This is a genomic window from Fulvivirga sp. M361 (assembly GCF_007097395.1).
Taxonomy (GTDB): Bacteria; Bacteroidota; Bacteroidia; order Cytophagales; family Cyclobacteriaceae; genus Fulvivirga.
On record NZ_VKDC01000024.1, the window covers coordinates 70,826 to 96,224 of the forward strand.

19 protein-coding genes are annotated in these 25,399 nt (G+C 40.4%); 11 read left to right on the top strand and 8 right to left on the bottom strand.

All coding sequences use genetic code 11. The features are described 5' to 3' along the window. Positions 1-222: 222 nt before the first annotated feature. From FNH22_RS22135 to FNH22_RS22170, 8 genes are all read left to right on the top strand, one after another. On the top strand, positions 223-4,029 hold the full coding sequence (locus FNH22_RS22135) for a PAS domain-containing protein (RefSeq protein ID WP_185154350.1): 3,807 nt from the start codon (positions 223-225) through the stop codon (positions 4,027-4,029). Continuing rightward, positions 4,019-4,672: a response regulator transcription factor gene (locus tag FNH22_RS22140; RefSeq protein WP_221420326.1), complete on the top strand. Its 654-nt coding sequence runs from the start codon at positions 4,019-4,021 to the stop codon at positions 4,670-4,672. Before FNH22_RS22135 ends, FNH22_RS22140 begins: the two co-directional genes overlap by 11 nt. Positions 4,673-4,746: 74 nt before the next feature. Further along, the gene (locus FNH22_RS22145; RefSeq protein ID WP_143400632.1) at positions 4,747-5,178 is read left to right on the top strand and encodes a hypothetical protein; all 432 of its coding nucleotides are present in this window, start codon (positions 4,747-4,749) and stop codon (positions 5,176-5,178) included. Positions 5,179-5,350: 172 nt separating this feature from the next. After that, a complete protein-coding gene (locus tag FNH22_RS22150; RefSeq protein WP_143400633.1) occupies positions 5,351-6,430 on the top strand; it encodes a PAS domain-containing sensor histidine kinase in 1,080 nt (359 codons plus the stop codon). Positions 6,431-6,499: 69 nt separating this feature from the next. Then, positions 6,500-9,490 (top strand): PD40 domain-containing protein, encoded by a 2,991-nt coding sequence (locus FNH22_RS22155; protein WP_143400634.1) that lies wholly within the window; start codon positions 6,500-6,502, stop codon positions 9,488-9,490. 72 nt (positions 9,491-9,562) lie between these two features. Beyond that, positions 9,563-11,215, top strand: coding sequence for a pyruvate dehydrogenase complex dihydrolipoamide acetyltransferase (locus FNH22_RS22160; protein ID WP_143400635.1), 1,653 nt, complete (start codon positions 9,563-9,565; stop codon positions 11,213-11,215). A gap of 110 nt (positions 11,216-11,325) precedes the next feature. Then, on the top strand, positions 11,326-11,865 hold the full coding sequence (gene hslV, locus FNH22_RS22165) for an ATP-dependent protease subunit HslV (protein WP_143400636.1): 540 nt from the start codon (positions 11,326-11,328) through the stop codon (positions 11,863-11,865). A gap of 40 nt (positions 11,866-11,905) precedes the next feature. Further along, complete coding sequence (locus FNH22_RS22170; protein ID WP_143400637.1) at positions 11,906-12,589, top strand: GPP34 family phosphoprotein; 684 nt, start codon at positions 11,906-11,908, stop codon at positions 12,587-12,589. 407 nt (positions 12,590-12,996) lie between these two features. Here the strand turns inward: FNH22_RS22170 and FNH22_RS22175 are convergent, their stop codons facing one another. Both FNH22_RS22175 and FNH22_RS22180 read right to left on the bottom strand, forming a co-directional pair. Then, on the bottom strand, positions 12,997-13,977 hold the full coding sequence (locus FNH22_RS22175) for a M23 family metallopeptidase (RefSeq protein WP_143400638.1): 981 nt from the start codon (positions 13,975-13,977) through the stop codon (positions 12,997-12,999). A gap of 33 nt (positions 13,978-14,010) precedes the next feature. Beyond that, positions 14,011-14,997, bottom strand: coding sequence for a M23 family metallopeptidase (locus FNH22_RS22180; RefSeq protein ID WP_143400639.1), 987 nt, complete (start codon positions 14,995-14,997; stop codon positions 14,011-14,013). Between the two features lie 164 nt (positions 14,998-15,161). Between FNH22_RS22180 and alaS the strand changes: the two genes are divergently transcribed. From alaS to FNH22_RS32445, 3 genes are all read left to right on the top strand, one after another. Continuing rightward, positions 15,162-17,783 carry an alanine--tRNA ligase gene (gene alaS / locus FNH22_RS22185; protein ID WP_143400640.1) on the top strand — a complete coding sequence of 874 codons (2,622 nt, stop codon included), beginning with the start codon at positions 15,162-15,164 and terminating at the stop codon, positions 17,781-17,783. Next, positions 17,784-19,232, top strand: a complete 1,449-nt coding sequence (gene gatB, locus FNH22_RS22190; protein WP_143400641.1) for an Asp-tRNA(Asn)/Glu-tRNA(Gln) amidotransferase subunit GatB — start codon at positions 17,784-17,786, stop codon at positions 19,230-19,232. Between the two features lie 108 nt (positions 19,233-19,340). Then, a complete protein-coding gene (locus tag FNH22_RS32445; RefSeq protein ID WP_143400642.1) occupies positions 19,341-20,504 on the top strand; it encodes a TlpA disulfide reductase family protein in 1,164 nt (387 codons plus the stop codon). A 91-nt stretch (positions 20,505-20,595) separates the two neighbouring features. Here the strand turns inward: FNH22_RS32445 and FNH22_RS22200 are convergent, their stop codons facing one another. From FNH22_RS22200 to sufC, 6 genes are all read right to left on the bottom strand, one after another. Further along, on the bottom strand, positions 20,596-21,012 hold the full coding sequence (locus FNH22_RS22200) for a BrxA/BrxB family bacilliredoxin (RefSeq protein ID WP_143400643.1): 417 nt from the start codon (positions 21,010-21,012) through the stop codon (positions 20,596-20,598). 76 nt (positions 21,013-21,088) lie between these two features. Further along, positions 21,089-21,409: an SUF system Fe-S cluster assembly protein gene (locus tag FNH22_RS22205; RefSeq protein WP_143400644.1), complete on the bottom strand. Its 321-nt coding sequence runs from the start codon at positions 21,407-21,409 to the stop codon at positions 21,089-21,091. Positions 21,410-21,448: 39 nt separating this feature from the next. Beyond that, positions 21,449-21,886 carry a SufE family protein gene (locus FNH22_RS22210; protein WP_143400645.1) on the bottom strand — a complete coding sequence of 146 codons (438 nt, stop codon included), beginning with the start codon at positions 21,884-21,886 and terminating at the stop codon, positions 21,449-21,451. Positions 21,887-21,931: 45 nt separating this feature from the next. Then, entirely contained in the window at positions 21,932-23,176 is a 1,245-nt protein-coding gene (locus tag FNH22_RS22215; RefSeq protein ID WP_143400646.1) for an aminotransferase class V-fold PLP-dependent enzyme, read from the bottom strand. Position 23,177: 1 nt separating this feature from the next. Further along, a complete protein-coding gene (gene sufD / locus FNH22_RS22220; protein WP_143400647.1) occupies positions 23,178-24,509 on the bottom strand; it encodes a Fe-S cluster assembly protein SufD in 1,332 nt (443 codons plus the stop codon). A gap of 14 nt (positions 24,510-24,523) precedes the next feature. Continuing rightward, entirely contained in the window at positions 24,524-25,285 is a 762-nt protein-coding gene (sufC, locus tag FNH22_RS22225; protein ID WP_143400648.1) for a Fe-S cluster assembly ATPase SufC, read from the bottom strand. Positions 25,286-25,399 lie beyond the last annotated feature (114 nt).

Sequence of the window (25,399 nt, forward strand, 5' to 3'; positions counted from 1 at the left end):
ACTCTATCTATTAACTATTATTTTTCTTCTTTCTTTAGGACATTACAAAGGTCCATTAAGTCGGCCTATTCTATTTAAGAGATAGCCCTTACTTTTAAAAATACGAGTACCACTTAGTTTTATCGGGGCGCATTTATTAGTACCTTTTACTTAATAAAGCGTCATTCCCTCATGAACAGGTACATTTTCCTACTTTATTTATTTTTTTCAACGGTTGTTGTTATGAAGGCCCAACCAATAACTGTTGGGGTTTTTGACAATTATCCTCTGATGTACACTGATAAATCAGACAATGTTTCGGGGATTATCCCTGAAATTTTCAATCATATTGCAAAAAAAAATCAGTGGCAGGTCCGGTACAATTACGGTTCATTTATTCAATGTCGTCAGTGGCTTTCCGATGGCGAAATAGACCTGATGCCTGAATGCTACAATAATCAGGTGGACCGGAAGCGATTTCTACTTAATGATGAAGCACTTATATCAACCTGGGCTACGATATATGCTGGAAACAATATAGACTTTACCACATTTTTAGACCTGGAAGGAAAGCACGTGGCGATTGATTCTAACAGCTTTTTTGTCTCAAATCCCAGAATGGGCCTTTATGATATGCTGGAAGAGTTAGGTATATCATGTAAGGTTGTATTGGTCGGAGACCAGCAAAAAGTTTTAGATATGGTGGAGCAGGGAGATGTGGAAGTAGGTGTGGTTGATCGTATTTATGGCGATATAAACAAACGGCATTATAATGTAGTAGCGACACCGGTGGTTTTCTCTCCTTATCGTGTACTAATGGATTTTTCTCCCAATTTTAACCAGGTCCTTTCTGTCAGATCTGTGTTGGATAAGGATCTTAGAGTGTTGGAAGAAGATAACAATTCAATCTATCACCAAACCTTGGATAACTACCTTGATACCACGGATAGTGAAGCGTTGCCACTTTGGGCATGGGTAGTTTTGTCCATCTTTGTTATCAGCATCATACAGCTATCATTGTATGTGTCCCTTTTAAGGCGAGAGGTGAATAAACGTACTAAAGGACTTCGGGAAGCGCTGGATGAGATACACGAAAGGGAAAAGCTATTATCACTGATATATAATAATACCAAAGATTTCATTGGTCTTATGGAAGTGCGGGGAGAAAATTCTTACACGATTAAAAAACTACCTGACTGGCTGATCGGAAATGTTCTGGAAAAATTTCCTGAGTATCATAGCTTCCAACTATTGGATATGGAGTTGTCAGCCTTTTACGGCAAAATATTAAATATTGATGAGACAGAAATTAATCGGCGTTATGACCAGATAAAACAAGTAATTAGCACGAGAAAACCAGTCTACTTTGAAGAAACTATGAGTTCGGTGATAAGGGAAGGTATTGCAGAATCAGTCATGATACCCATTATCAATAAAGCTGGTGTAAGCCATATTTTGTATGTATCTCAGGATATTACACGTCAACGTGCACTGCAAGCTGCTATTGTTGAAAATGAAGAGCGTATGCGGTTGGCAGTTCAAAATGTACCGGTAATGTTAGATGCTTTCGACGAGGAAGGTAAATTGGTAGTATGGAATAGCAAATGTGAAGAAGTAACCGGATACAGGGCGGAAGAAATGATAGGCAATACAAAAGCTTATGAAATTCTCTATCCGGATAAAAATTATCGTGAAAGATTGATGGAGAGTTGGAAGGCACCTCGTGATAACTATGAAGATGAAGTAGAGATTACCTGTAAAGATGGTAGTAAACGCATCATATCCTGGATACATCGTGCCAATAATTATCCTATCCCTGGTTGGGCTGATTGGGGTATTGGTATTGATATCACGGAAAAGAAAGAGGCCGAACAGGCGCTGATAAGAAGTCAGCAACAGTTAAGTAGCGTTATGGACAATCTGCCTGGCATGGCTTGGAGGTTAAAGGTAGATAAAGATTTTACTGTGATCTTTGTCAGTGAAGGAAGTCGTGAGTTGCTGGAAATCTCCCCGGAGGAATTCCTGGACAAAGGATATAAACCCAGAGACTTCATTTTGAAAGAATACCAGAAGTTGGTAAGGGATGAAACATTGAAGTGTCTTGAAGAACGGAAAAGCTCTGAGCTCGTCATTCCTCTGAATGTAAACGGGAAAATAAAATGGGTGCTTGACCGGTTCAGGCCTGTTCAACTGGAGAATGGACAGGTTGTTCTGGATGGATTGCTGATAGATATTTCTGATAAACTCGAAAGCGAACAACGGCTACAGTTGGCCATAGAAGGCGCCAGACAGGGGATGTGGGACTGGAATATTAAAGAGAATATTCTGGACCTCAATCAATATGCTATGGATATGCTTAATACAAATAATAGTAGTATTAAAGACGCTAAGAAAAACTTTTTTGACCGGTTACACCCGGATGATATTGCATCCACACAGAAAGCATTGAATGATCACATGCATGGAGAAGTGGATTACTATGAAAATGAGTACAGGCTTAAAACCACCAACGGAGACTGGAGGTGGATCCAAACCCGGGGAAGGGTGGTACAGCGAAATGTTAAGGGAGAGCCATTAAGAATGATGGGAACCCATATAGATATAGATGCGAGGAAACGAGTAGAATTGGCATTAAAAGACAATGAACAACGGCTACAATTGGCTATTGAAGGGGCCAGGCAGGGTACCTGGGATTGGAACGCAGAACTGGACACGCTTGAATTTAACGACTATATGGCGGAAATGTTAGGTTATCAGAAGAATGAGATGATAAATACTACAGTCTTTTTTTACAACCTTTTACACCCGGAAGATCAGAAGGTTTCATTAGAAAAACTGATGAGTCATCTGAAGCGTGAGACTGAGTTTTTTGAGCAGGAATACAGGCTTAAAATGAAATCAGGGAAGTACAAATGGATCATGACACGTGGAAAAGTGGTGAAGCGGGATAAGCAGGGGAAAGCGCAGCGTGCAATAGGCATCCATATTGATATAGATACCAGGAAAAAGACTGAACTCGCTTTGGCTGAAAATGAAAGAATGTTGAGTAACCTTATGTCTAATCTGCCGGGTATGGTATACCAATGTCACAATAATAAAAAGTGGTCTATGACCTTTGTGAGTCAGGGTGCGTTGGAATTGACAGGTTATTCATCCAAAGAGCTGGAAACTGATGCAGTTAGCTATGGAGATATTATCATTCCTTCGGACAGGGAAAAGGTATGGAAAGAGGTGCAAAAGGCCGTTAATGAACATGTATCCTATACCCTGATATATCGGATCAAAACAAAGCATCATGAAAATAGATGGGTTTGGGAGCAGGGTAGCCCTATAAAAGGCACTGATCTGCTGGAGGGTTTTATTGCGGATATTACAGATAGGATAGAGGCACAGGAAAAATTGGTATCCACAGTAATAGAAACGGAAGACAAAGAGAGAAAACGTATCGCTAAAGAATTGCACGACAGTTTGGGGCAGAAGCTTACCACCGCGTCCCTTAACCTGAATTCACTTAAAAATGATCTTACGAACGAAAGTAAGGGGATAAAAAAACTATTGACAGGCCTGACAAGCCTGAATTCTGCTATTAAGGATAGCCGTGATATAGCGCATAACCTTATGCCTCGCAGTATCGAGCATTTTGGATATGTTCCCGCAGTGCAAAGTATGATAGCCGAGATTGACTCGGTGAGTAACATAAAGTTTGATTTCTATGATAACCTCAAAGGAGATCGGTTAGATGAAAAAACGGCAGTACATTTATACCGTATTACACAAGAAGCGATCAATAATATCTTAAAATATAGTAAGGCTACCACTGTAACTATTCAACTTATGAAATATGAAAATGATCTTGTATTGACTATTGAAGATGATGGAACCGGCTTTGACGTAGCTGCCACCATGGAAGGTGAAGATAACTTCGGGCTCAGAAATATGCGTAATCGTGTAACGTCTATTTCGGGAAGTTTTCACCTGGACAGTTCTCCGGATTCAGGAACCATTATTACTGTTGAACTCCCAATCAAACTTATATATCATGAGCATTAAAATAGCTATAGTAGATGATCACAAAATCGTCAGGGATGGCATAAAACTTTACTTGAATAACGATGATGAATACGAAGTTTGTGGTGAAGCTCAAAACGGGTATGAAGCAATAAATGTCTTGAATCAGCAAGAAGTAGCGCTTGCGCTGATAGATATTAATATGGATGGCATGGATGGAGTAGAAACCACCCGAAGATTAATACAAGACCACCCGCAGTTGAAAGTGATAGCTCTTACCATGCACAACGATTATCAGCATATAAAAGCTATGATGGATGCCGGTGCAAGTGGCTACTTATTGAAAAATTGCGATGAGTTTGAAATGAAAAATGCCATCCGGGCTGTAATGAATGATGATATTTACTATAGCAAAGAAGTGGCTCAAACTGTAATGAATAATTTAGCCAAAAAAAGAGCCAGAGCCCGGTCGGAAGGTCTGGCTACTCCGCTTACCCCAAGGGAGAAGGAGGTATATAAACTGATACTTAAGGAATATTCTAACCAGGAAATAGCAGATAAACTTTTCATAAGTGTACGCACTGTGGAGGTGCACAAAAGAAACCTTTTGGAGAAAACAGGCGCAAAAAATACAACAGGATTAGTGCTGTATGCTATAAAAAATGAACTATTTGAGGAAATCTGATAACAGTGCGTAAGTATCTAACTAAGTGCTGCCACTTATTAATAATTAAGTAAAACTGCTTACTACTAGGGCTGATGCCTGATATATCTTTGTTTCATAGCTTTTTTGTATTTGCCGTGAACAAAGAGAAACTCACCATATATTTTTTTAGCGCCTCAAGTGAGATATTTGATGTCATCAGTGACGAACTCTTCGGGAAATGGAATTTTCATCTGGTAACTCTTGCGCCTGGAACCATCGAAATTAACCTTGAAGAAATACCTGACCTCATTATTTTAGATACCTTAAGTCTTCAGCTTGAATTGCTCGAACATATTAAAAGACATCCCAGGTTAGGTAGTAGTCCTGTACTGGTAGTGGATGACTATCAGGAACAAGTACTTATAGATAAGATTGTCGAAAAAGGGGCTTCGGAATACTTACACATAGATGACTTCATCGATCGCCTCAGCCAGACGGTAGAAAAAATCATCCATAGCTCTATGTTCCGCTCTATAATCCTTTAGTTTTTAGCTACTAATAAACTTTTTCATGACTTTTTTTTGTTCTCGTTTACCTTATCTAAGGTATAAAGTTATGGGCAACTAAGTAAATCACGTAAACACACAAATACGATACTACACTTAAAGTAATAAGAATATTCTTAGGGTTATTTGTATTGTATTCAAACAATCACCCGTGAAAAGAACAGACTTAAGTGTAGGAGACTACTTTTTGACAGCTGATCACAGTGCCATAGCAGGAGTATTGGATCAGATTGATGAAAGTGTGATTTGGATGGACCTTTCCGGAAAAATTATTAGAGCTAATAAATCAGCTATTTTGAAAACGGGATATACTCAAATGGAGTTGATACTGCTGAATGTGTTTGACCTGTATGATGGCTTAAGCATGAGTGGCTGGTTTTTACACGTCGATAAGTTATTAAAGCAACAACGCAATAATTTTAAATGTAAATTAATTACTAAGTCCGGCAAGTTGATGCCTATAGCGGTCAAAACTTACCTTATAGAAAGTGGCAGTAATACTTACGTTTGCGCTATAATCAAAGAGGGCGGTAGCGAATCTACTGAGACAAAGCGGATGGAACGGGTCGTGTATGAATATGATAAATTGATATACCGCCTTTCTCATGATCTTAGGTCGCCGATATCTACGATAATGGGCCTGGTGAGCCTGGCCAAAAAAGGATCTACGGAAGAGCAGCAGGAATACCTTAGGTTGATAGAACTTACATTGAAAAAGCAAAATACTATGATGACTAATGTTCATCATCTCTCTGCTATTCATACTACACCAGTCCAAAATCTGGATATTAATTTTCCTGATCTGATTAATGATATAATTTCGAACATTCCAAAAGAAATTGAAAGAAGGGAAACAAACTGGTCATTCAAATTCAAGCTTTCCGAATACTTTTGCAACGACTACTACCTCATTTCCAAATTGCTGACACCTGTGATCGAAAATTCAGTGCAATTCACCGGATTAAATGGGAGAAAATCTGAGATCGATGTATCCGTAAGTACAAAAAAGAAAGGTGCGGAGATAAAGATTGAAGATAACGGCATTGGCATTGACGAAATAGTTCAGGATCAGGTGTATGAAATGTTTTTCAGAGGATCACCTTCCTCAAAAGGTTCAGGTTTAGGGCTATACCTCTCCAGTGTAGCGGCGAGTAAATTGAATGCAACGATAGATTTTGTCACCGGTAGAAAAGGGACTACGTTCAATATTTTTATCCCGAACTGTGCTTAATCTATGAATTGTCAATAGAGAGACGTCAAACGCAACTATTTTAATGGCATATGCCTTATTTTAGAGGGCATGATACATTTACAAAGAGCGAGGGGATTTTTTTTCGTCGTTTTAGCCTCATTTTTGCTCTTTTCAGAGCATGCCAATGCCCAAAGTCAGGTTTTAGAAAATAATCCATCTGATATAAGATGGCACCAGATCAATACCCCTTCGTTCAGGGTGATCTTTCCTGATGGATTTGAGAGTGAAGCGCAAAAAATGGCAAACACACTTGAACATATCAGCGCCCCGGTGAGTAAAAGCCTGGGAGGGGAAAAGCCAAGAAAACTTTCTATAGTAGTTCAAAATCAGAATACCATCTCTAATGGATTTGTAACATTAGGGCCAAGGAGATCAGAATTCCAAACCACTCCTCCTCAAGACTATAATTTTCTTGGCACCAATAACTGGCTGGAATTGCTTGCGGTCCATGAGTATCGCCATGTAGTACAGTTCAACCAAAGTCGTACAGGTTGGAATAAGCTGTTCTTTTACCTGTTTGGCCAGAATACCCAGGCGGGAATGGCATTTACCGCAGCCCCACCCTGGTTTTGGGAGGGTGATGCCACAGTAACCGAAACGGTTATTACTCCTAGTGGGAGGGGGCGTATCCCTTCTTTCGACCGTATTTTCAGGGCTAATTTATTAGAGGGGAAGAGGTATGATTATAATAAACAACACCTGAGGTCTTATAAAGATTTTGTGCCGGATCATTATGTCCTGGGCTATCATATGGTGGCTAATATTCGTCGAAGAACAGGACAGGAAGAAATTATGGATAAGGTAACACGTAGTGCCTGGAGCTGGCCATTTATACCCTTTACATTCTCAAATTCATTGAAAAAACATACCGGTGAATTTATAGTCCCTAATTATGAGATCATGATGACTGACATGAAGATGAATTGGGAGAAACAGCTTGAAGGCCTGGAACTGACAGATTTTGACGTTATCAACAAGAGAACCAATAACATTTTCACCGATTATCACTATCCGAGAGTACTGGACGATGGCACAGTTGTCGCGCTGAAGTCAGGCATAGCCGATATCCAGCAGTTTGTGAAGATCAATGCAGATGGCAGCCTGACGAATGACCTTATCCCTGGTATAATGAATGATGCGGGCATGTTGTCCTCTGCAGGTAGTAAAATAGTTTGGAACGAATTTCATTTTGATCCGAGATGGCGTGCCAGGAATTATTCAGTGATCAAAATGTATGATTTCAAAACCGGGGAGCAAAAAGTTATTACCGAAAAAACACGTTACGCTGCTGCTGACATTTCTCCTGATGAAACACAGATCGCGACCGTACTTAACACAGCCAGGAACAATAATTTCCTGGTCATTATAGATGCTAACAATGGAACTGAACAAAAGCGGTTTGATAACTCTGACAATGCCCAATATGGTATGCCGAGATGGGCGAATGATGGTAAATCCATTGTGGTATTAAAAACGAACAGTCAGGGCAAAGCAGTAGTAAGATATGACGTTGTGTCGGGGAAAGAAACTGAACTTGTTCCTCCTGGTCATGAAAATATTGGTCATCCTTTACTTTATAAAGGATTACTTTTCTACAATTCTCCCTACAATGGTATTGATAATATTTATGTGAAAAACCTGGAGACCAATGAAGTGTATCAGGTCACAAGCAGTAAATATGGTGCTTACAATCCGGCTATCAGCCCCGATGGGCAATATATCTATTATAATGAACATACAGTAAATGGATTAGATATAGTAAGGGTTGCCTTGCAGGAAGGGCGGTGGAAATCAATGGCGACTGTAGAAGATCGAAACCTGAGGTATTACCAGCCACTGGTAGAGCAGGAGCAGCATGATGACCTGTTACAAAATATTCCCGATAAAGAATATTCGGTAAAAAAGTATAGCAAACTGGGGAACATGATCAATATCCATAGCTGGGGTCCTTTTGCAACTACGGATCTTATAAGAGCCCAGGCAGGGATATTTTCCAGGGATGTGCTGAGTAACACCGATGTATCTCTTGGTTATGTGTATGACATTGAGGAGGAGTCCGGTTTTGCGTCAGCCGGTGTTAGCTTTCAGGCCTGGTATCCTATTACAGATGTGGAATATCAGTTGGGTAATCGAAGTACAAGTAGCTATAAATGGGATGAGTCCACTGTTCTGGCAGGAGTAAGAGTGCCCCTGGTCTTGACCAGGAGTAAGTATTTCAGAGAATTGACCTTTAGCAATCAAATTGGGTTAAGGCAGGTGACCAATTTTCAGGATCGTTCCAGGAATGACGGTAGGAGGATCGAAACCAGGCAAAGAATTAATGATTCTACTACGGTAGACGTTTTTTTTCTAGATGTGAATGATCTGGATAACGGAAATCTAGTATTCAACCAGTTTGGTATCACTTTCTCCAATCTTATGAAGCAAAGTACAAGGGACATTAATAGCAGGTTTGGACAATTTGTTACCTTCCAGCGAACCAATACCATAGGAGGTGATTTTACAGGAGCTATCACGGCGGTTAGAGGAGGTTTATTCTTTCCGGGTTTATCTAAGAACCATTCCTTTTTTCTGAGAGGCGGATATCAAAGTAAAAAAACAGATGCAAGATTAGACATATATAGTTTTCGCAACGCGATTTTTAAACCCAGGGGCTATTCTTTTCCGGAGGAAAACAATTTCACGACTGTTCAATTCAATTATGCCCTACCCCTATGGCATGCTGATCTGAGTTTCGGTCCTGTACTTAATATAAAAAGGATCAAAGCGAATGTTTTCTACGATCTGGGATGGGATAATGTCATACAAAACGCTTTTTTTGCGGAATCTTTTGGAGATCGAAGACCGGGAGACTTTTTTGGGTCCGCTGACATAGATAGTAACTATGTCTCGTACGGGGTGGAACTTACCTTTGACGTCAATATACTGAGATTCATTCCTGAAATAGAACTGGGGGCAAGGATCTTGAATCGGGAAGCGAATGCCTGGAACAACGGAGGCCCTTCAATAGAATTAATTTTAGGTGGGGTTAACTTTTAATTTTTATCCCCTTTTTATGTTGAATAAAGTTATTTTAACCTCTATTTTTGGACGCTAAATGAAGATAATGATATGGCCGAAGTAATACGTATGCCCAAAATGAGCGACACCATGGAAGAAGGTGTAATCGCTTCGTGGTTAGTGAAACCAGGAGATGAAGTGAAATCAGGTGATATACTTGCAGAAGTAGAAACCGATAAAGCCACAATGGAGCTCGAGTCGTACGAAGATGGTGTGCTTTTGCACATAGGAGTGAATGAAAAAGATGCTGTGCCGGTGGATGGAGTGATAGCTATCATAGGTGAAAAAGGTGAAGATATCAGCGCTTTACTCCAGGCCGATAGTGGAGCCAAAGCCGGGGCTGAACCGGCAGATACCACTTCTGAATCTACTCCGGCTGAAGAAAGCGAAAATATTGAAGAGATAGATACTTCAGACATTAATGCTACGGTGATCACCATGCCCAAAATGAGTGATACCATGACAGAGGGTACCATAGCCTCATGGTTGAAAAAAGAAGGGGATACGGTCCGGTCAGGAGATATTTTGGCCGAGGTAGAAACCGATAAAGCTACCATGGAATTGGAGGCTTATGAAGATGGTGTACTCTTGCATATTGGAGTGAAAGACGGCGATTCAGTAGAAGTAGATGGTGTTATTGCTATTATTGGTGAAAAAGGGGCGGATTACCAAAAACTATTAAAAGCACATAAATCAGGCCCTCCTAAGTTGGATATAGCACCCGATGCTACAGGTTCTCAGGCAGAGACCAAGGAGCCTCAGCCTAAGCCTGAATCTGAACAAGCGCCCACTGAACAGGTAAAGGTTTCCAATAACGGTCGTGTGAAAATTTCTCCATTAGCAAAGAAAATGGCTCAGGATCTTGGGTATGATGTTAATCAGATAACGGGCAGTGGAGATAACGGGCGTATTATTAAACGGGATGTAGAACAGTTTAGTCCTTCAGCCGTACAAGCGCCTTCGACAACATCGTCTGCGGAAGCTGGTGCAGCGCCTATAGCTTTACCTGCTATAGTGGGAGAAGAAAGTTATGAAGAAGTGAGTGTTTCTCAAATGCGCAAAGCCATTGCCAGGAGCCTTTCCGAGAGCAAATTCACCTCTCCGCATTTCTATCTTACGATGGAAATCGACATGGATAAGGCTATGGAGGCAAGAAAGTCCATGAATGCTATCGCCCCGGTAAAGATCAGCTTTAATGATATTGTCATCAAAGCCGTATCTGCTGCTTTAAGGCAACATCCAAAAGTGAACTCATCGTGGTTAGGAGATAAAATAAGATACAACAAGCATGTGAATATTGGTGTGGCCGTGGCAGTTGACGAGGGACTTTTGGTACCTGTAGTGAGGTTTGCTGATAGTAAAACGCTGTCCCATATTTCAACTGAAGTAAAACAGTTAGCTGAAAAGGCCCATAACAAACAACTCCAACCTAATGAATGGGAGGGAAGCACGTTCACCATTTCAAATCTGGGAATGTTTGGAATAGAGGAATTTACAGCTATCATATCCCCCCCAAATTCCTGCATATTGGCAGTAGGAGGTATCAAGCAGACTCCGGTCGTTAAAGATGGTGAGATAGTACCGGGTAATGTAATGAAAGTTACACTTAGTTGTGATCACCGTGTAGTGGATGGAGCGGTAGGTTCAGCTTTCCTGAAGACCTTAAAAGGACTGTTGGAAGATCCGGTTAGAATATTGATCTAGCAGGTTGAACGAAACCCCGTATCAGCTGGGATTTTAGATGTAATAAAGAAAGTAAAAAATCACAATGGCCCTGGTAGAATCATTTTGCCAGGGCCTTCGTTTAGAAAAACATGACAAAAATAAAATCAACTACAGTACTTGCCGTTATTCACGAGGGTAAAGTGGCTATAGGGGCTGACGGCCAGGCCACCATGGGTAATTATGTGGCAAAAAGCAATGTAAAGAAAATACGCAAGTTACAAGAGGGAAAGATCGTCACAGGATTTGCCGGCTCTACCGCTGATGCATTTACACTGTTAGAGAGGTTTGATGAAAAACTCAATAGTTACGGAGGCAACATGAAACGAGCTGCCATCGAATTGGCCAAAGACTGGAGGATGGATCGTTACCTCAGAAAACTTGAAGCGATGCTGATCACTGCAGATAAGAATGAATTACTGGTTATCTCAGGGACGGGAGATGTTTTGGAGCCAGATGCACAGATTGCAGCTATAGGCTCCGGCTCTATGTATGCACAATCGGCGGCATTGGCGTTGAAGAAGCATGCGAAAGGATTGTCAGCTAAACAAATCGTGGAGGAAAGTTTGAATATTGCAGCGGATATTTGTATCTACACTAATCATAATTTGATCATAGAAGAAATAGAATAATACTTGAATTCTATTTATATTGACAAAAAGCAGCTTTTCCATGGATTTAAGCATTACTGAAAAGTTTATTTTACTTGCTCAGCATCCTGCAAAGGCGAAATTCATGGTTTCGGATATTCATGTAAACTATGGGTTTTCAGGCTCATTGTTGCTGGAAATGTCCGAAAAAGCCAAAATCAGCATCGATAATGATCTTGTGGTTCTACAAAGGGGTGAACGTTCTTCTAATCCGGTAATTTCTGAGATAGAAAGCCTTATTAATGACTCTGGCAAAAGCCGAAAGATGAAGTATTGGGTTTCAAAAATTGCCGGAAAATCGGGAAAGTATAAAAAAATATTTCTTCAGTCGCTCGCCAATAAGCGATTAATAAGAATAGAGTCTAAGAGGTTTTTGGGGCTCATTCCATACATGAATCACTACTTATTGGACAGTAGAACGCGTAATTCCTTGATTCAGGAATTAAAGAATAGCGTGTTACAAAAGAAAGCGCTAAAAAATGACATTACTATTCTTTTAAGTTTAGTTGAGGCTTGTAAGATGCACAAAGTTCTTGCTACGGATAAGATAGAACTGAAAAAGTTGAAGAAAGAACTGAAAGAAATAGTGAAAAACAACCCGATAGCTGGTACGGTTGATCAGACCATACAAGAAGTTCAGGTGGCGGTAATGGCAGCCATCTTTGCTTCTACCATAGCATCCACTACGGCAGTTACCTCGAGCTGAACTGTAGTGAACTAACGAGCGTGACAGTCCCCCTGTTAAACCTTGACCCTGATGTGTTTCAAGGGTTCAGTAAAGTCGGGCACTCATGAAAAATAGTTTTAGCTCAAAAAGTGTGTTTTTGACGTTTAAATGCACCTTTTTATGGGAGGTTTGGGTGTTTTGAACCTCAAAATCATTGATATTATGCCATTTTCGAGGTTTTTATCTTCTATCACGGTCTGATTTGCAATAAGCGACTGAGCAACATCATTTTTCAAGTGTATTTATAATGTGATGATAATCAATAAATTGTGCACTGTATTGCCAGTGGCCCAGTGACCAGCACCCAGAAACAAACCTTGAAAATGGAATTTTCGAGAGAGCCCTAAAGTCTGAGTGATGTAAATGATTCTTTTAGAAAGCTGAGGTCAATAATCCAACGGAATAGTTTCTTTTTTGGAAAGCTCTATCACTTTCTCATACTCTTCATTATCCAGATCACGCTGGAAAAAGTTGATAGGGTCTATGGCTTTGTATTTATACAACACCTCATAGTGAAGGTGTGGCCCCTGCGAGCGGCCGGTATTGCCTACGTAACCAATGACCTGACCACGTTTAACCGACTCTCCGTTCATGATGTTAAACTCATGCAAGTGCGCATAGCGTGTCTGGTATCCATATCCATGGTTTATGAAAATCACGTTACCATAGGTGGCTGACCGATAGGCTGCAGTTACAGTACCGTCTCCTGTAGCGTATACCGGAGTGCCAATGTTCGCTGTAAAATCAATTCCTTCATGGGGATGGATCTTTTTAAGTATAGGATGAAAGCGTCTTGGGTTAAACCCCCCTGCTATTCTTTTTAACTCTTTGTTGTTCACCGGTTGAATAGCAGGTCTGGAAGCCCATATTTTTGCCTTTTCCGTTAAAATACTGGATATTTCATCATAAGACTTACTTTGGATATAAAGCTTCTTCTTGAGATCATCAACTCCCTCGTAAGTATTCAGAATAAGTGATGGGTCTTCCAGGTTCTGATCCATCAAGTTTTCGTACCTGATATGCCCTCCGGTACCACCTTCCCTAATAGTAGAGGGTATTGGTTCGGCGTCCAGAATCACCCGGTAAATATGATCATCTTTAAATTGAAGTTCGTCTACATGCTGGTAGGCTGTTCCAAGCTGTTCTTTCAGTATGCCCCAGTCCAATTTAAGTTTATCGTTTTCAGCTCGGAGTCTTGATTCTTTTAAGGGGGTAAAATTAGTGCGATACACATAAATTATGCCCAATGACATCACGAACGAAATAATAATGAAACCCAAAACATTGAAAAACAATGCTTTCTTGGTGGCTTTGATAGCTTCGTATTTACACGTTTCCGTGTTATAGTAGTATCTTATTTTAGCCATTTTAGATCAACGTTGGTTTTAGCTTAAAAAATGTCAATCGAATGATTGGTTTTCACGAGAAGCCAGTTTTACCAACTTTTCATAATCTGAATCACTCAATCCCTGCAATAAAAAATTTATCGGATCTATTTTTTGCTTGTCTTTAATTACTTCATAATGAACATGAGGGGCAACTGAACCACCGCTGCTACCTACCAAAGCAATTTGCTCACCCCTTTGGACATCATCCCCAACGCTCACTTTTATCTCTCCAAGATGGGCATATTTGCTTATATAACCAAAACCATGATCTATTTCAACGTAATTACCATACCCAGTCTCAAGAACACTATTTTTCTTGACGGTAACCACTTTTCCGTTCCCGGTAGCATAAACGGGTGTATTTCTTGTCGCGGCAAAATCGATTCCTTCGTGTTTTACCCTTGCTTTATGGAATGGGTTGATACGCATACCGAAACCGGATACTAACTGGGTCAGATCCTTATTATCTATAGGTTGTATGGCAGGTAATGAAGAGAGCATTGTATTGTTCTCCCTTGCCAATTGCATTATCTGTTCAAATGAATTATTCTTAGCGGAGGCCTTGTCTTTTAATTGATCGATTTGTCTGGAAGTGGATGAAACTAACACTTTGTCACCCAAGCCTTTTTCCATAATTATGCGGTACTTTTCGGCACTCCCTTGCTTTTCAATCGTAGCAGAAAGAGGGATGGGTTCAGCCTCGTATATTTTCCTATATATATTGTTATCTCTTTCTTCGAGTGCATTAATAACTTCCTGTACCTCTGTCATCTCAGTTTCAAGTACAGCGTAATGATCACTCAATTCGTGATTTTCCTTTCTTAATTGCGCCTCAATGGGAGATTCGAAATAAGTATTGTAAATCAATACCATTGTTATGGCCATGATCAAGGCAACCGACAAAAAACCCATAAAATTCGTAAATACATCTCCTTTAGTTACTTTCGCACGCTCATATTTACAGGTCTCCGTGTCGTAGTAATATTTTATTCGCGCCATTAATGTCCTAAATTAAAAACTACTATTTTTGTGCCGCTGTTAACAATAGCCAACAAAAAAAGGAGTTAAATGCGGTTTTTTTTAATATACTACCTACGCAATATATCAAAAATCAGCGTATTAAGCATAAAATCGCAAAAGTATTAAATTTTTTTCAGAGTTAGATGGATTCCAAGTCGATAAGGCAGAAGTTCCTTAGTTTTTTTGCACAAAAACAACATGAAGTAGTGGACTCTGCGCCACTGGTAAATAAAAATGATCCGACATTGATGTTTACCAATGCCGGAATGAACCAGTTTAAGGATTATTTTCTTGGAAATAAGACACCATCTTACAAACGTGCTACAGATACTCAGAAATGCTTGCGTGTATCTGGAAAACACAATGACCTGGAAGAGGTGGGGCTGGATACCTATCATCACACACTTTTCGAGATGCTTGGTAACTGGTCATTTGGCGATTATTTTAAAAAAGAGGCCATAACCTGGGCCTATGAGCTGCTGGTCAATGAGTTTAAGTTGCCTAAAGAACGTCTGTATGTCAGTATTTTTGGAGGGGATGAAGGAGATAACCTTCCTGTAGACCAGGAAGCATATGATCACTGGAAGGAAATTGTAGGAGAAGATCGTATTATTTATGGATCAAAGAAGGACAACTTCTGGGAAATGGGAGAAACCGGTCCCTGTGGACCCTGTTCAGAGATACACATTGACCTTAGGTCTGAAGATGAGATAAAGGCATTGCCGGGTAAAGAGCTGGTTAATCAAGACCACCCGTTGGTTGTTGAAGTATGGAATTTAGTATTTATGGAATTTAACCGGCTGGCTTCCGGTGAGCTTCAAAACCTACCGGACAAACATGTGGATACCGGTATGGGCTTCGAAAGACTGTGCATGGCCATTCAGAATAAAACGTCTAACTATGATACTGACATATTTACACCACTTATTTCATTTATTGCAAAAAGAGCTGGTATAGTCTACGGGGAGCAGGAAAAGCAGGATGTTGCTATGCGTGTTATATCGGATCATATCCGGGCGATTGCTTTTGCTATTGGAGATGGACAGCTTCCATCCAATACGGGAGCAGGTTATGTCATCAGGCGTATCTTAAGGAGGGGAGTGCGGTATGCCTTTACTTTTTTGGATATCAAAGAGCCTTTCATGTACTCGATGGTGCCCATATTGGCAGGTCAGTTTAATGGTGTGTTCAAAGAAATAACGCAGCAACAAGATTTTATTATGAAGGTGATTGAACAGGAGGAAGCGTCTTTCCTGAAAACACTGGAAAAAGGGTTGAAGAAAATTGAGCAGCTAAAGGTAGAATTGAGCAGCAGGAATGAAAATATAATCTCAGGCGCTACTATTTTTGAGCTCTATGATACCTATGGCTTTCCATTTGACCTGACCTCTCTCATAGTTAGGGAGAATGGTTTTGAGGTAGATGAAAAGGGTTTTTTTGCAGAGATGGAACAGCAAAAAAACCGATCTAAGGCAGATGCGGTGAAAGAAACCGGAGATTGGATACAAGTCAGGAGTGAAGATACGACGCAATTTATAGGCTATGATCAAACTGAAAGTGTGTCACGTATAACAAAATATCGTAGCATAAAGCAGAAAGGGAAAGTAGTGTATCAATTAGTATTAGATACCACTCCATTTTATGCAGAAAGTGGAGGGCAGGTAGGTGATACGGGTACACTGAGCTCTGCCAATGATCGGGTTAAGGTGCTTGATACAAAAAAAGAGAATGACCTTATTGTTCATTTTACGGATAAATTACCTATCGATCTGGAGGCCAGCTTCACCGCGAAAGTAGATGTCAGGAAGCGTTCTGCCACTATGAATAATCATTCGGGAACACATCTTTTGCATGCAGCTTTACGCCAGGTACTGGGCGCCCATGTTGAACAAAGAGGCTCCCTGGTCAATGATAAAATACTACGGTTTGATTTTTCTCATTTCCAAAAAGTAACAGAAGACGAAATAGCCCAGGTAGAAAAAATGGTTAATGAGAGGATCCGCCAGAATATAACACTTGATGAACAACGTAATGTACCCATAGAAAAAGCAAAGGAAATGGGCGCTATGGCGCTATTTGGTGAGAAATATGGGGATTTCGTGCGTGTAATTACTTTTGATCGGGACTATTCAGTGGAACTGTGCGGTGGTACACATGTGACTGCTACAGGTAATATAGGTTCTTTTAAGATTGTTTCCGAGGCTTCAATAGCCGCCGGTGTACGACGAATTGAAGCGCTCACAGCCGATGCGGCGGAACAGTATATGAATGATCAGTTACAATTAGTGAATGAGATAAAAGCCTTACTGAAGAGCCCTAAAGACCTGGTAGGAGCAGTCAGCACATTGGTGGAACAAAAAAATAAACTGGAAAAAGAGATTAGCTCCTTGCACAATGTACAGGCCCAAGATCTTAAAAAGAACCTGATCGCCAAGGCTTCGTCCGGAGAGGATTTGAACAGTATCATTGAAAAAGTGAATGTGCCAGGTGCCGATGTGTTGAAGCAAATTGCCTTTGAGCTTAAAAAAGAAGTAAAAGATCTGTTTATGGTATTGGCAGCGGAGATAAACGGTAAGCCGCAGATAGCGGTTGCTATCGCCGATAACCTGGTAAAGAATAAGGGGCTTCATGCCGGAAATATTGTTCGGGAACTTGCGAAGGAAATAAAAGGCGGTGGTGGCGGACAACCTTTCTTTGCCACGGCAGGGGGCAAGGATCCGGGAGGGTTGGATAAAGTGATCGCTAAAGCAAAAACGTTAGTTTAAATGGATCCATCCACAAAGGCAAGATACGAGGTAGTAGTTGGGTTAGAGGTCCATGCTCAACTAATGACTGCATCGAAGATATATGCGCCTGACGCTACACATTTTGGGGAAACACCTAATACACATGTGAGTGTGATATCACTTGCTCATCCGGGAACATTACCTCGCTTGAATAAGAAAGTAGTAGAAATGGCGATTAAAATGGGCCTGGCCTGTGGCTCTGAGATCTCTCGGAAACAAATATTTGACCGTAAAAACTATTTTTATCCGGACCTCCCCAAAGGCTATCAACTTACCCAGGACAGGACTCCTATATGTATAGGAGGAAGTCTGAAGGTAGATGATGGAAAAGGGGCAAAAAGATCTATTCCGTTAAACAGGGTCCATATTGAAGAAGATGCAGGCAAATCAGTGCACACGGAAGGTCAATCAGATACATTAGTAGACCTTAATCGTGCAGGAGTGGCCTTAATAGAAATTGTGACTGAACCGGCGCTAAGATCGTCCGTTGAGGCAGGTTCATTTTTGACCGAAGTGAGAAGGCTGGTACGCTACCTCGAAATATGCGATGGTAATATGGAGGAAGGTTCTCTGAGGTGTGATGCTAACGTTTCAGTAAGATTGAAGGGAACTGAAAAACTGGGTAAAAAAGTAGAAGTAAAGAACCTTAACTCCATCAAAAATGTACAAAAAGCTATCGATTTTGAGGTAGAGAGGCAAATTAACCTGTTGGAGAAGCAAGGGTTAATAATTTCCGAGACCAGACTGTTTAGCGCTGATACAGGAAAGACCTACGGTATGCGTGAGAAAGAAGAAATGAATGATTACCGTTATTTTCCGGATCCTGACCTCAGCCCGTTACATATTTCAGAGGAATGGCTTGATGATATTAAGGCTACATTACCCGAGTTACCCTGGCAACTTCTGGAAAGACTGATGAAGCAATATAAGCTGTCGGCTTATGATGCAGGAGTGTTGATGGAAGACAGGAACCTGGTGCATCTCTTCGAACAGGTTTGCCAACATACCGATCAATATAAGGCTGTTTCTAATTGGATTATGGGGCCTGTTAAGGCACAATTTAATGAATCCGGTACGGTGGCAATCTCCTACAAACAACTGGCAGGTATGATCAATATGATCTCTGCCGGTAAGCTCAGTTTCACTACAGCATCCCAACGACTCTTCCCTGCTTTATCTAAAAATGCGAATGCCAAGCCGGAAATACTGGCCCGGGAACTCAATCTTATCCAGGATAATAACGACAGCCTGATTGCTGACCTCGTAGATGCTGTAATTAAAGATTTTCCTGAAAAGGTGGAAGAATATAGATCAAGCAAAAAGGCCAAAGGACTAATTAGCATGTTTATGGGAGAGTTGATGAAAAGAAGTAAAGGCAAAGCTGATCCTAAAAAAGCCAATGAACTTTTATTAAACCGTCTGGGTTAAGGAATCGTTTTAATTTCATTAGTCAGTTGATCATTTACAGGGTATCTTTGATATAGATCATTTTTTTAAGATCTAAAGATTTTGAAGCGCTTAAATAAAAATAGTAATATGAAAAGGATTGGTTTGTTGTATTTTATCTTAGTCTTGGCTACCTCGTGTCAGTCCGGTGCTGGTTCTGATAAACCAGCTCAGGATCAGACGGATGGAAACTATATTACACTTTCTGGTACAGTGGGCTACCCTCAGGAAGGCCTGATACTGTTGGAGGCGTATCAGGGAGCTCAGAATATCACCACAGTAGTGGATACACTACTTCTGGATGATGCTACCTATAAATTTTCTGAGCGTGTGCTGGTTGATAAGCCCGGATACTATAAACTTAACTTTTATAACAAACAGGCAATTAATCTGATTTTACACAAAGATGATGTAGAGATAAAAGTAGATGGTAATGCTCAAAACGGTTTTGCACAAATTACCGGTTCCTCAGAATACGATTTTATCAAAGATGTGCAGGGAATGAATCAGGCTTTTCAATCTTCTGATGAAATTCAGGAGTTGAATAAAGTCTTTATGGAAGCCAACCAGGCTGGTGATATGGCTAAAATGGATGAACTGAGAGGCAAATACCTGCAAATGGAGAGCGAGTTTAAGAAAGATATTATAGCGCGAATTGAACAGGAAGGGCCCTCTCTGGGTGTGTTGGAAATATTACGTGGCGGGAAAATCCTGGACCGTGATAAAAACTTTGATGTTTACTTAACGTATGCCGAATTGTTGAAAACGGAATTGCCTAATAGTGAAATTGCCCAGGAGTTTGTAATGGATGTGGAACAAATGAAAAGCCTGGCAGTTGGACAAGTAGCCCCGGACATTGCATTACCCAATCCTGAGGGTACAATAGTCAGTCTTTCTTCACTTAGAGGAAACTATGTTCTGGTAGATTTTTGGGCAAAATGGTGCAAACCTTGCAGAATGGAAAACCCTAACGTTGTAAAGATGTACAAAAAATATAATGAAAAAGGATTTGAAGTTTTTGGCGTATCACTGGATAGACGACGTGAGGATTGGATACGAGCGATTGAAGAAGACCAATTACATTGGACACAAGTCTCAGACCTTAAATACTGGCAAAGCGAAGCTGCGCAACTGTATAATGTAACCGCAATACCCTTTGCGCTTTTACTGGACCCTGATGGGCGTATTATAGGAAAAAATCTCAGAGGTAGACAATTAGAGGATAAATTGGAAGAGATTTTTGGAAAGGGATAACATTTTCTGCTGAGGTATTGTATTAACAACAGTGCAGAAGTAAAATACATTAATTACAGGGATAGAATATCCCCGTAATTAATTCATTGTTTTAGCAATACTCTTTAAACACTTCCAGCAAATGATTTCCGATCATTTCAGCTGATCTTCCTTCAATATGGTGGCGTTCTACGAAGTGTACAAGTTCTCCATCTTTAAATAAGGCGATGGATGGTGATGAAGGAGGGTAGGGCAGCGTATACTCTCTTGCTTTTGCTACCGCATCCTGGTCTACACCGGCAAATACTGTTGCTAAACGGTCAGGCTTTTTGTCCGTATTTTGTACAGCCCATTTCACTCCCGGACGTGCTGCACCTGCGGCACAACCACAAACGGAGTTTATTACCATTAAGGTAGTACCTTCATGGTCAGTCATATGCTTATCTACTTCATCGCCTGTTTTGAGTTCGGCAAAACCTACCGAAGTCAAATCTTCCCTCATGGGTGCAACTAATTGTTCTGGGTACATAACTTTTTCTATTGCTGATTTTATTATTACTAATTAACCTGTTTATTACTATAAAGATTCAAAACAGGATTTTGTTTTAAAGAAAACCTAACTCAAGCTTGGCCGCTTCCGACATCATATCCTGTGAGTAGGGTGGGTCAAATGTGATTTCCACATTTACTTCATTGATTTCTTCTATCTTTTTAACATTTTGCTCTACCTCTGCCGGGATAGTCTCCGCCGCAGGACAGTTTGGTGATGTCAACGTCATAAGTATGTAAACGTTATTCAAAGGGAAAACACTTATTTCATAAATCAATCCCAGCTCGTAAATATCTACAGGAATTTCGGGGTCATATACCGTCTTCAGGGCTTCGACGACCTGTTCTTTCAGTGTTAATTTCGTTTCCTCACTCATGCTTTTATAACTTATATCTTCCAATACAGAAAGTAGGTATCAGTCGTTTACCAATTTTGTTTTCAACGCCAGTGCAAATAGCTTCATTTGCTTGATCATGGCAAGAAAACCATTTGACCGTTGTGTCCCGATAAATCTATCCATCCCTATTCGTTCCGGGAAATACAGGTCTGTATTTATAATATCTTCAGGTTTTTGACCCGATAAAACACGTACTAATAAACTGACCAATCCTTTTGTTATAGCTGTATTGCTATCTGCTGTGAATTGTACTTTACTATCTTCTAACGTAGCTGTAAGCCATACTTTAGATTGGCACCCTTTAACGATATTCTCATCTGTCTTTTTTGATTCATCCATCACGGGTAGCTTTTGTCCCAACTCCATGATATAGAAATTTGTCATTTCCTGGTCACCATCTAAAATGGCAAACTCATCAATAATGCTATCTTGTATTTCTTGAATGGTACTTGTCATACAGAGCTAATGTCCTGTTTTCATAGTTGAGAGAGTATCTGAATATTATTTCATGAAACGAACGATACGATTCAGACCATCTACCATGCTATCAATTTCTTCTTTTGTATTATATACTGCAAAAGACGCCCTTACAGTACCTTCAATGCCAAAACGATCCATTAATGGTTCAGTGCAATGATGTCCCGTTCTTACAGCTACACCACGAGCGTCAAGCATTTGACCAATGTCAAACGGATGAATACCTTCTATGACGAAAGAGAGCACGCTTACTTTTTTCTTAGCAGTACCTATCAATTGCATATCCTGTATTTTTGCTACTTTTTCAGTGGCGTAATTCAACAGTTCACTTTCATAAGCAGCCATTGAAGCCTTACCCACTTCATTCACAAACTCTATCGCTTTTTGAAAGCCAATAACATCTCCAATGTTTGGTGTACCTGCTTCAAATTTATAGGGAATGTCGTTGTATGTCGTTTTTTCAAAGGAGACATGCTTTATCATCTCGCCACCACCTTGGTAAGGAGGCATAGCTTCAAGGAGAGTTCTTTTCCCGTACAAAGCTCCGGTACCCGTGGGACCGTATACCTTATGTGCCGATATGGCATAGAAGTCACAATCCAATGCTTGTACATCTATCGGTAAATGGGCGGCGGCCTGTGCACCATCAATCAAAACCTTAGCTCCGACCCCATGTGCAGCATCTATGATCTCTTTGACAGGGTTAATAGTACCAAGGCTGTTGGAAGCATGATTTACTGCTACTATTTTGGTTTTATCGGTTAGCAGACTTTTGTAAGCTTCCATATCCAGAGTGCCATCGGCCAAAACAGGTATCACCTTAATTGTAGCGCCTTTTTCCTCAGCAACAATCTGCCATGGAACAATGTTTGAATGATGTTCTAATCCTGAGATGATGATCTCATCTCCTTCAGAGAGGTTTTTTCTGCCATAACTGGAAGCTACCAGGTTAATTCCTTCAGTGGTTCCCTTTGTAAAGATGATTTCCTCTGTTTCATTGGCATTGATAAATGATTTTATCGTCTTCCTGCTTTCTTCAAAAGCCTTGGTAGCTTTTTCCGCCAATGTATGTATACCTCGATGGATATTGGCATTGTAGCCTTCATAGTAATCGTTAATGGTTTCAATGACCACCTTTGGCTTTTGTGAGGTAGCCGCATTATCGAAATAAACTAACGGTTTTCCATTCACCTGCTGATGGAGTACAGGGAAATGTGACCTTATTTTATCGATGTCGAGTATTCCTTTAGTCGTCTGGGTTTCTGACATATTAAAAGTCTTTATGAAGTCTTGTGGAAATGACACTTTCCAGGTAGTCCTTAACGGGCTGAATTGTGACATTTTCTACCACTTCTGTAGCAAAAGCATAGAGTAACAGGGCCCTGGCGCTGTCTTTACTCAGCCCTCGGGCACGTAAATAGAACATGGCATCCTCATCTAATTGACCTGTGGTACAACCGTGAGAACACTTTACATCGTCAGCCCATATCTCTAACTGTGGTTTTGTATTTACCACGGCCGTATCCGACAATAAGATATTCTTATTGGACTGAAAGGCGTTTGTCTTCTGTGCGGCTTGCCTAACGTATATTTTACCATTAAACACTCCCCGAGACCTATCTTCAATGATACCTTTATATAATTCATTGCTGAATGAATTAGGCTGTTGATGGTCCACAGTAGTGTGGTTGTCAACATGAGCTTTACCATTTAAGAGGTAGAGACCATACATATGTGTTTCGCACCTTTCAGCGATAAGATCGATGTTTAGGTTATTTCTGATCATTTCACCACTAGTGGTAAAAGCATAATTAGCGAAATAACTGTCTTTCTCCTGAACCACCTGGGTGGTACCTACATGATAACCCTTTTCTTGCTCACTTTGTAAAATGAAATGAGATATCCGTGCACGTTGTTTTACTACAATCTCACTTACCACGTTACTAAAACTTTCATGTGCACCCAGGTCCGAATGCACTTCCAGGATCGTAGCCTGACTGTTTTCGCCACCTAAGATGAGATTCCTTGCGTAGTTATAGGTTTGGTTAGATGAAGTATCATTAATATAATAGATACATATCGGCCTATCTATCACCTTATTGGCTGATACCTGGATAAAGGTGCCATTTTTTGCCAGGCTGGTATTCAATGCTATGAAAGCATCTTTACCATAATCAGCATATTTTCCAAAATGAGCTGTTAGAGCTTCATGACCTGACCTGATTGCCGTTGGCAGATCAATAATTTCCAGGCCTGCATCTTCAGAAAAATCAGAATAGTCCCGACTGAATTCGCCATTAATAAAAACCAACCTGTGCGCATCAAGACCTTTGATAAACCGGTCTTCTATTTCTTCTTTTTTAAGTGAAAGTGTTGTTGGCTCTTCTTGAAAAGAGAATTTTTTTTCAAGAGCCTTGGTGATGTTAGTATATTTATATTCTTCATTCCTGGTATCTGGAAACCCTTGCGTCTTCAGTGTTTCTAACGCCTCCTTACGCGTGCCATGGATATTTCCGGTAGTACCATTAAGCTGTGCTTCGAATTTCTCAAAGTTCACAAGAACCTGGTTCAACAGGCCATTCTTTATCGTTGAATTACTCATAGGTCTGTTACGAGTTATGCAGTAGCTGCGTCAGCTTCTTCTTTTATCCAATCGTACCCTTTTGCCTCTAATTCCATTGCAAGGTCCTTAGTGCCGCTTTTTACGATTCGTCCTTTATATAGCACATGCACATAATCAGGGACAATATAGTCCAGTAGACGCTGATAGTGTGTAACCACGATGGTTGCGTTGTCCTTATTTTTTAAAGTATTTACACCATTTGCTACAACTTTCAGCGCATCGATATCCAGACCTGAATCGGTTTCATCCAGGATGGCCAGTTTAGGCTCTAACATGGCCATTTGGAATATCTCATTTCTCTTCTTTTCACCACCTGAAAAACCTTCATTTAATGACCTGCTTAGCAATGATTGATCGATATCCACCAACTTCATTTTCTCTTTCATCAAGGTGAGAAAAGAAACTGCATCCAGGGGTTCTTGTCCACGATATTCTCTGACTTGATTTATGGCCGTTTTCATAAAATTAGTAGTACTTACTCCCGGTATTTCCACAGGATATTGGAATGCCAGAAAAACACCTTCTCTGGCCCGGTCTTCCGGTGCCATATCCAAAAGGTCTTTTCCTAAAAGAGTGGCCTCACCTTCAGATACTTCATAATCTTCTCTACCCGCTAAAACAGAGGCTAATGTGCTTTTGCCTGATCCGTTTGGCCCCATGATGGCGTGTACTTCACCAGCCTTTACCTCAAGGTTAATACCTCTTAATATTGATTTGTCTTCAATAGAGGCATGTAAATTCTTTATAGTTAGCATGTTTGAAATTCGATGTTTAAAGTTTTTTAGTAACGTTCAATGTTCAAAATCGATAGTTTGAATTAACGTTTCGGTTTAATTTTAAATTGATTGTATATTGCTGTAAGCTCCTTC

Bases quoted from the DNA above. Each gene is read 5' to 3' on its own strand.
- sufD (WP_143400647.1), bottom strand. From the start codon at position 24,509: ATGAGTAATTCAACGATAAAGAATGGCCTGTTGAACCAGGTTCTTGTG.
- FNH22_RS22140 (WP_221420326.1), top strand. From the start codon at position 4,019: ATGAGCATTAAAATAGCTATAGTAGATGATCACAAAATCGTCAGGGAT.
- FNH22_RS22180 (WP_143400639.1), bottom strand. From the start codon at position 14,997: ATGGCGCGAATAAAATATTACTACGACACGGAGACCTGTAAATATGAG.
- FNH22_RS22210 (WP_143400645.1), bottom strand. From the start codon at position 21,886: ATGACAAGTACCATTCAAGAAATACAAGATAGCATTATTGATGAGTTT.
- FNH22_RS22175 (WP_143400638.1), bottom strand. From the start codon at position 13,977: ATGGCTAAAATAAGATACTACTATAACACGGAAACGTGTAAATACGAA.
- FNH22_RS22215 (WP_143400646.1), bottom strand. From the start codon at position 23,176: ATGTCAGAAACCCAGACGACTAAAGGAATACTCGACATCGATAAAATA.
- FNH22_RS22200 (WP_143400643.1), bottom strand. From the start codon at position 21,012: ATGTACCCAGAACAATTAGTTGCACCCATGAGGGAAGATTTGACTTCG.
- gatB (WP_143400641.1), top strand. From the start codon at position 17,784: ATGGATCCATCCACAAAGGCAAGATACGAGGTAGTAGTTGGGTTAGAG.
- sufC (WP_143400648.1), bottom strand. From the start codon at position 25,285: ATGCTAACTATAAAGAATTTACATGCCTCTATTGAAGACAAATCAATA.
- FNH22_RS22145 (WP_143400632.1), top strand. From the start codon at position 4,747: ATGCCTGATATATCTTTGTTTCATAGCTTTTTTGTATTTGCCGTGAAC.
- hslV (WP_143400636.1), top strand. From the start codon at position 11,326: ATGACAAAAATAAAATCAACTACAGTACTTGCCGTTATTCACGAGGGT.
- FNH22_RS22160 (WP_143400635.1), top strand. From the start codon at position 9,563: ATGGCCGAAGTAATACGTATGCCCAAAATGAGCGACACCATGGAAGAA.
- FNH22_RS22135 (WP_185154350.1), top strand. From the start codon at position 223: ATGAAGGCCCAACCAATAACTGTTGGGGTTTTTGACAATTATCCTCTG.
- FNH22_RS22155 (WP_143400634.1), top strand. From the start codon at position 6,500: ATGATACATTTACAAAGAGCGAGGGGATTTTTTTTCGTCGTTTTAGCC.
- FNH22_RS32445 (WP_143400642.1), top strand. From the start codon at position 19,341: ATGAAAAGGATTGGTTTGTTGTATTTTATCTTAGTCTTGGCTACCTCG.
- alaS (WP_143400640.1), top strand. From the start codon at position 15,162: ATGGATTCCAAGTCGATAAGGCAGAAGTTCCTTAGTTTTTTTGCACAA.
- FNH22_RS22205 (WP_143400644.1), bottom strand. From the start codon at position 21,409: ATGAGTGAGGAAACGAAATTAACACTGAAAGAACAGGTCGTCGAAGCC.
- FNH22_RS22170 (WP_143400637.1), top strand. From the start codon at position 11,906: ATGGATTTAAGCATTACTGAAAAGTTTATTTTACTTGCTCAGCATCCT.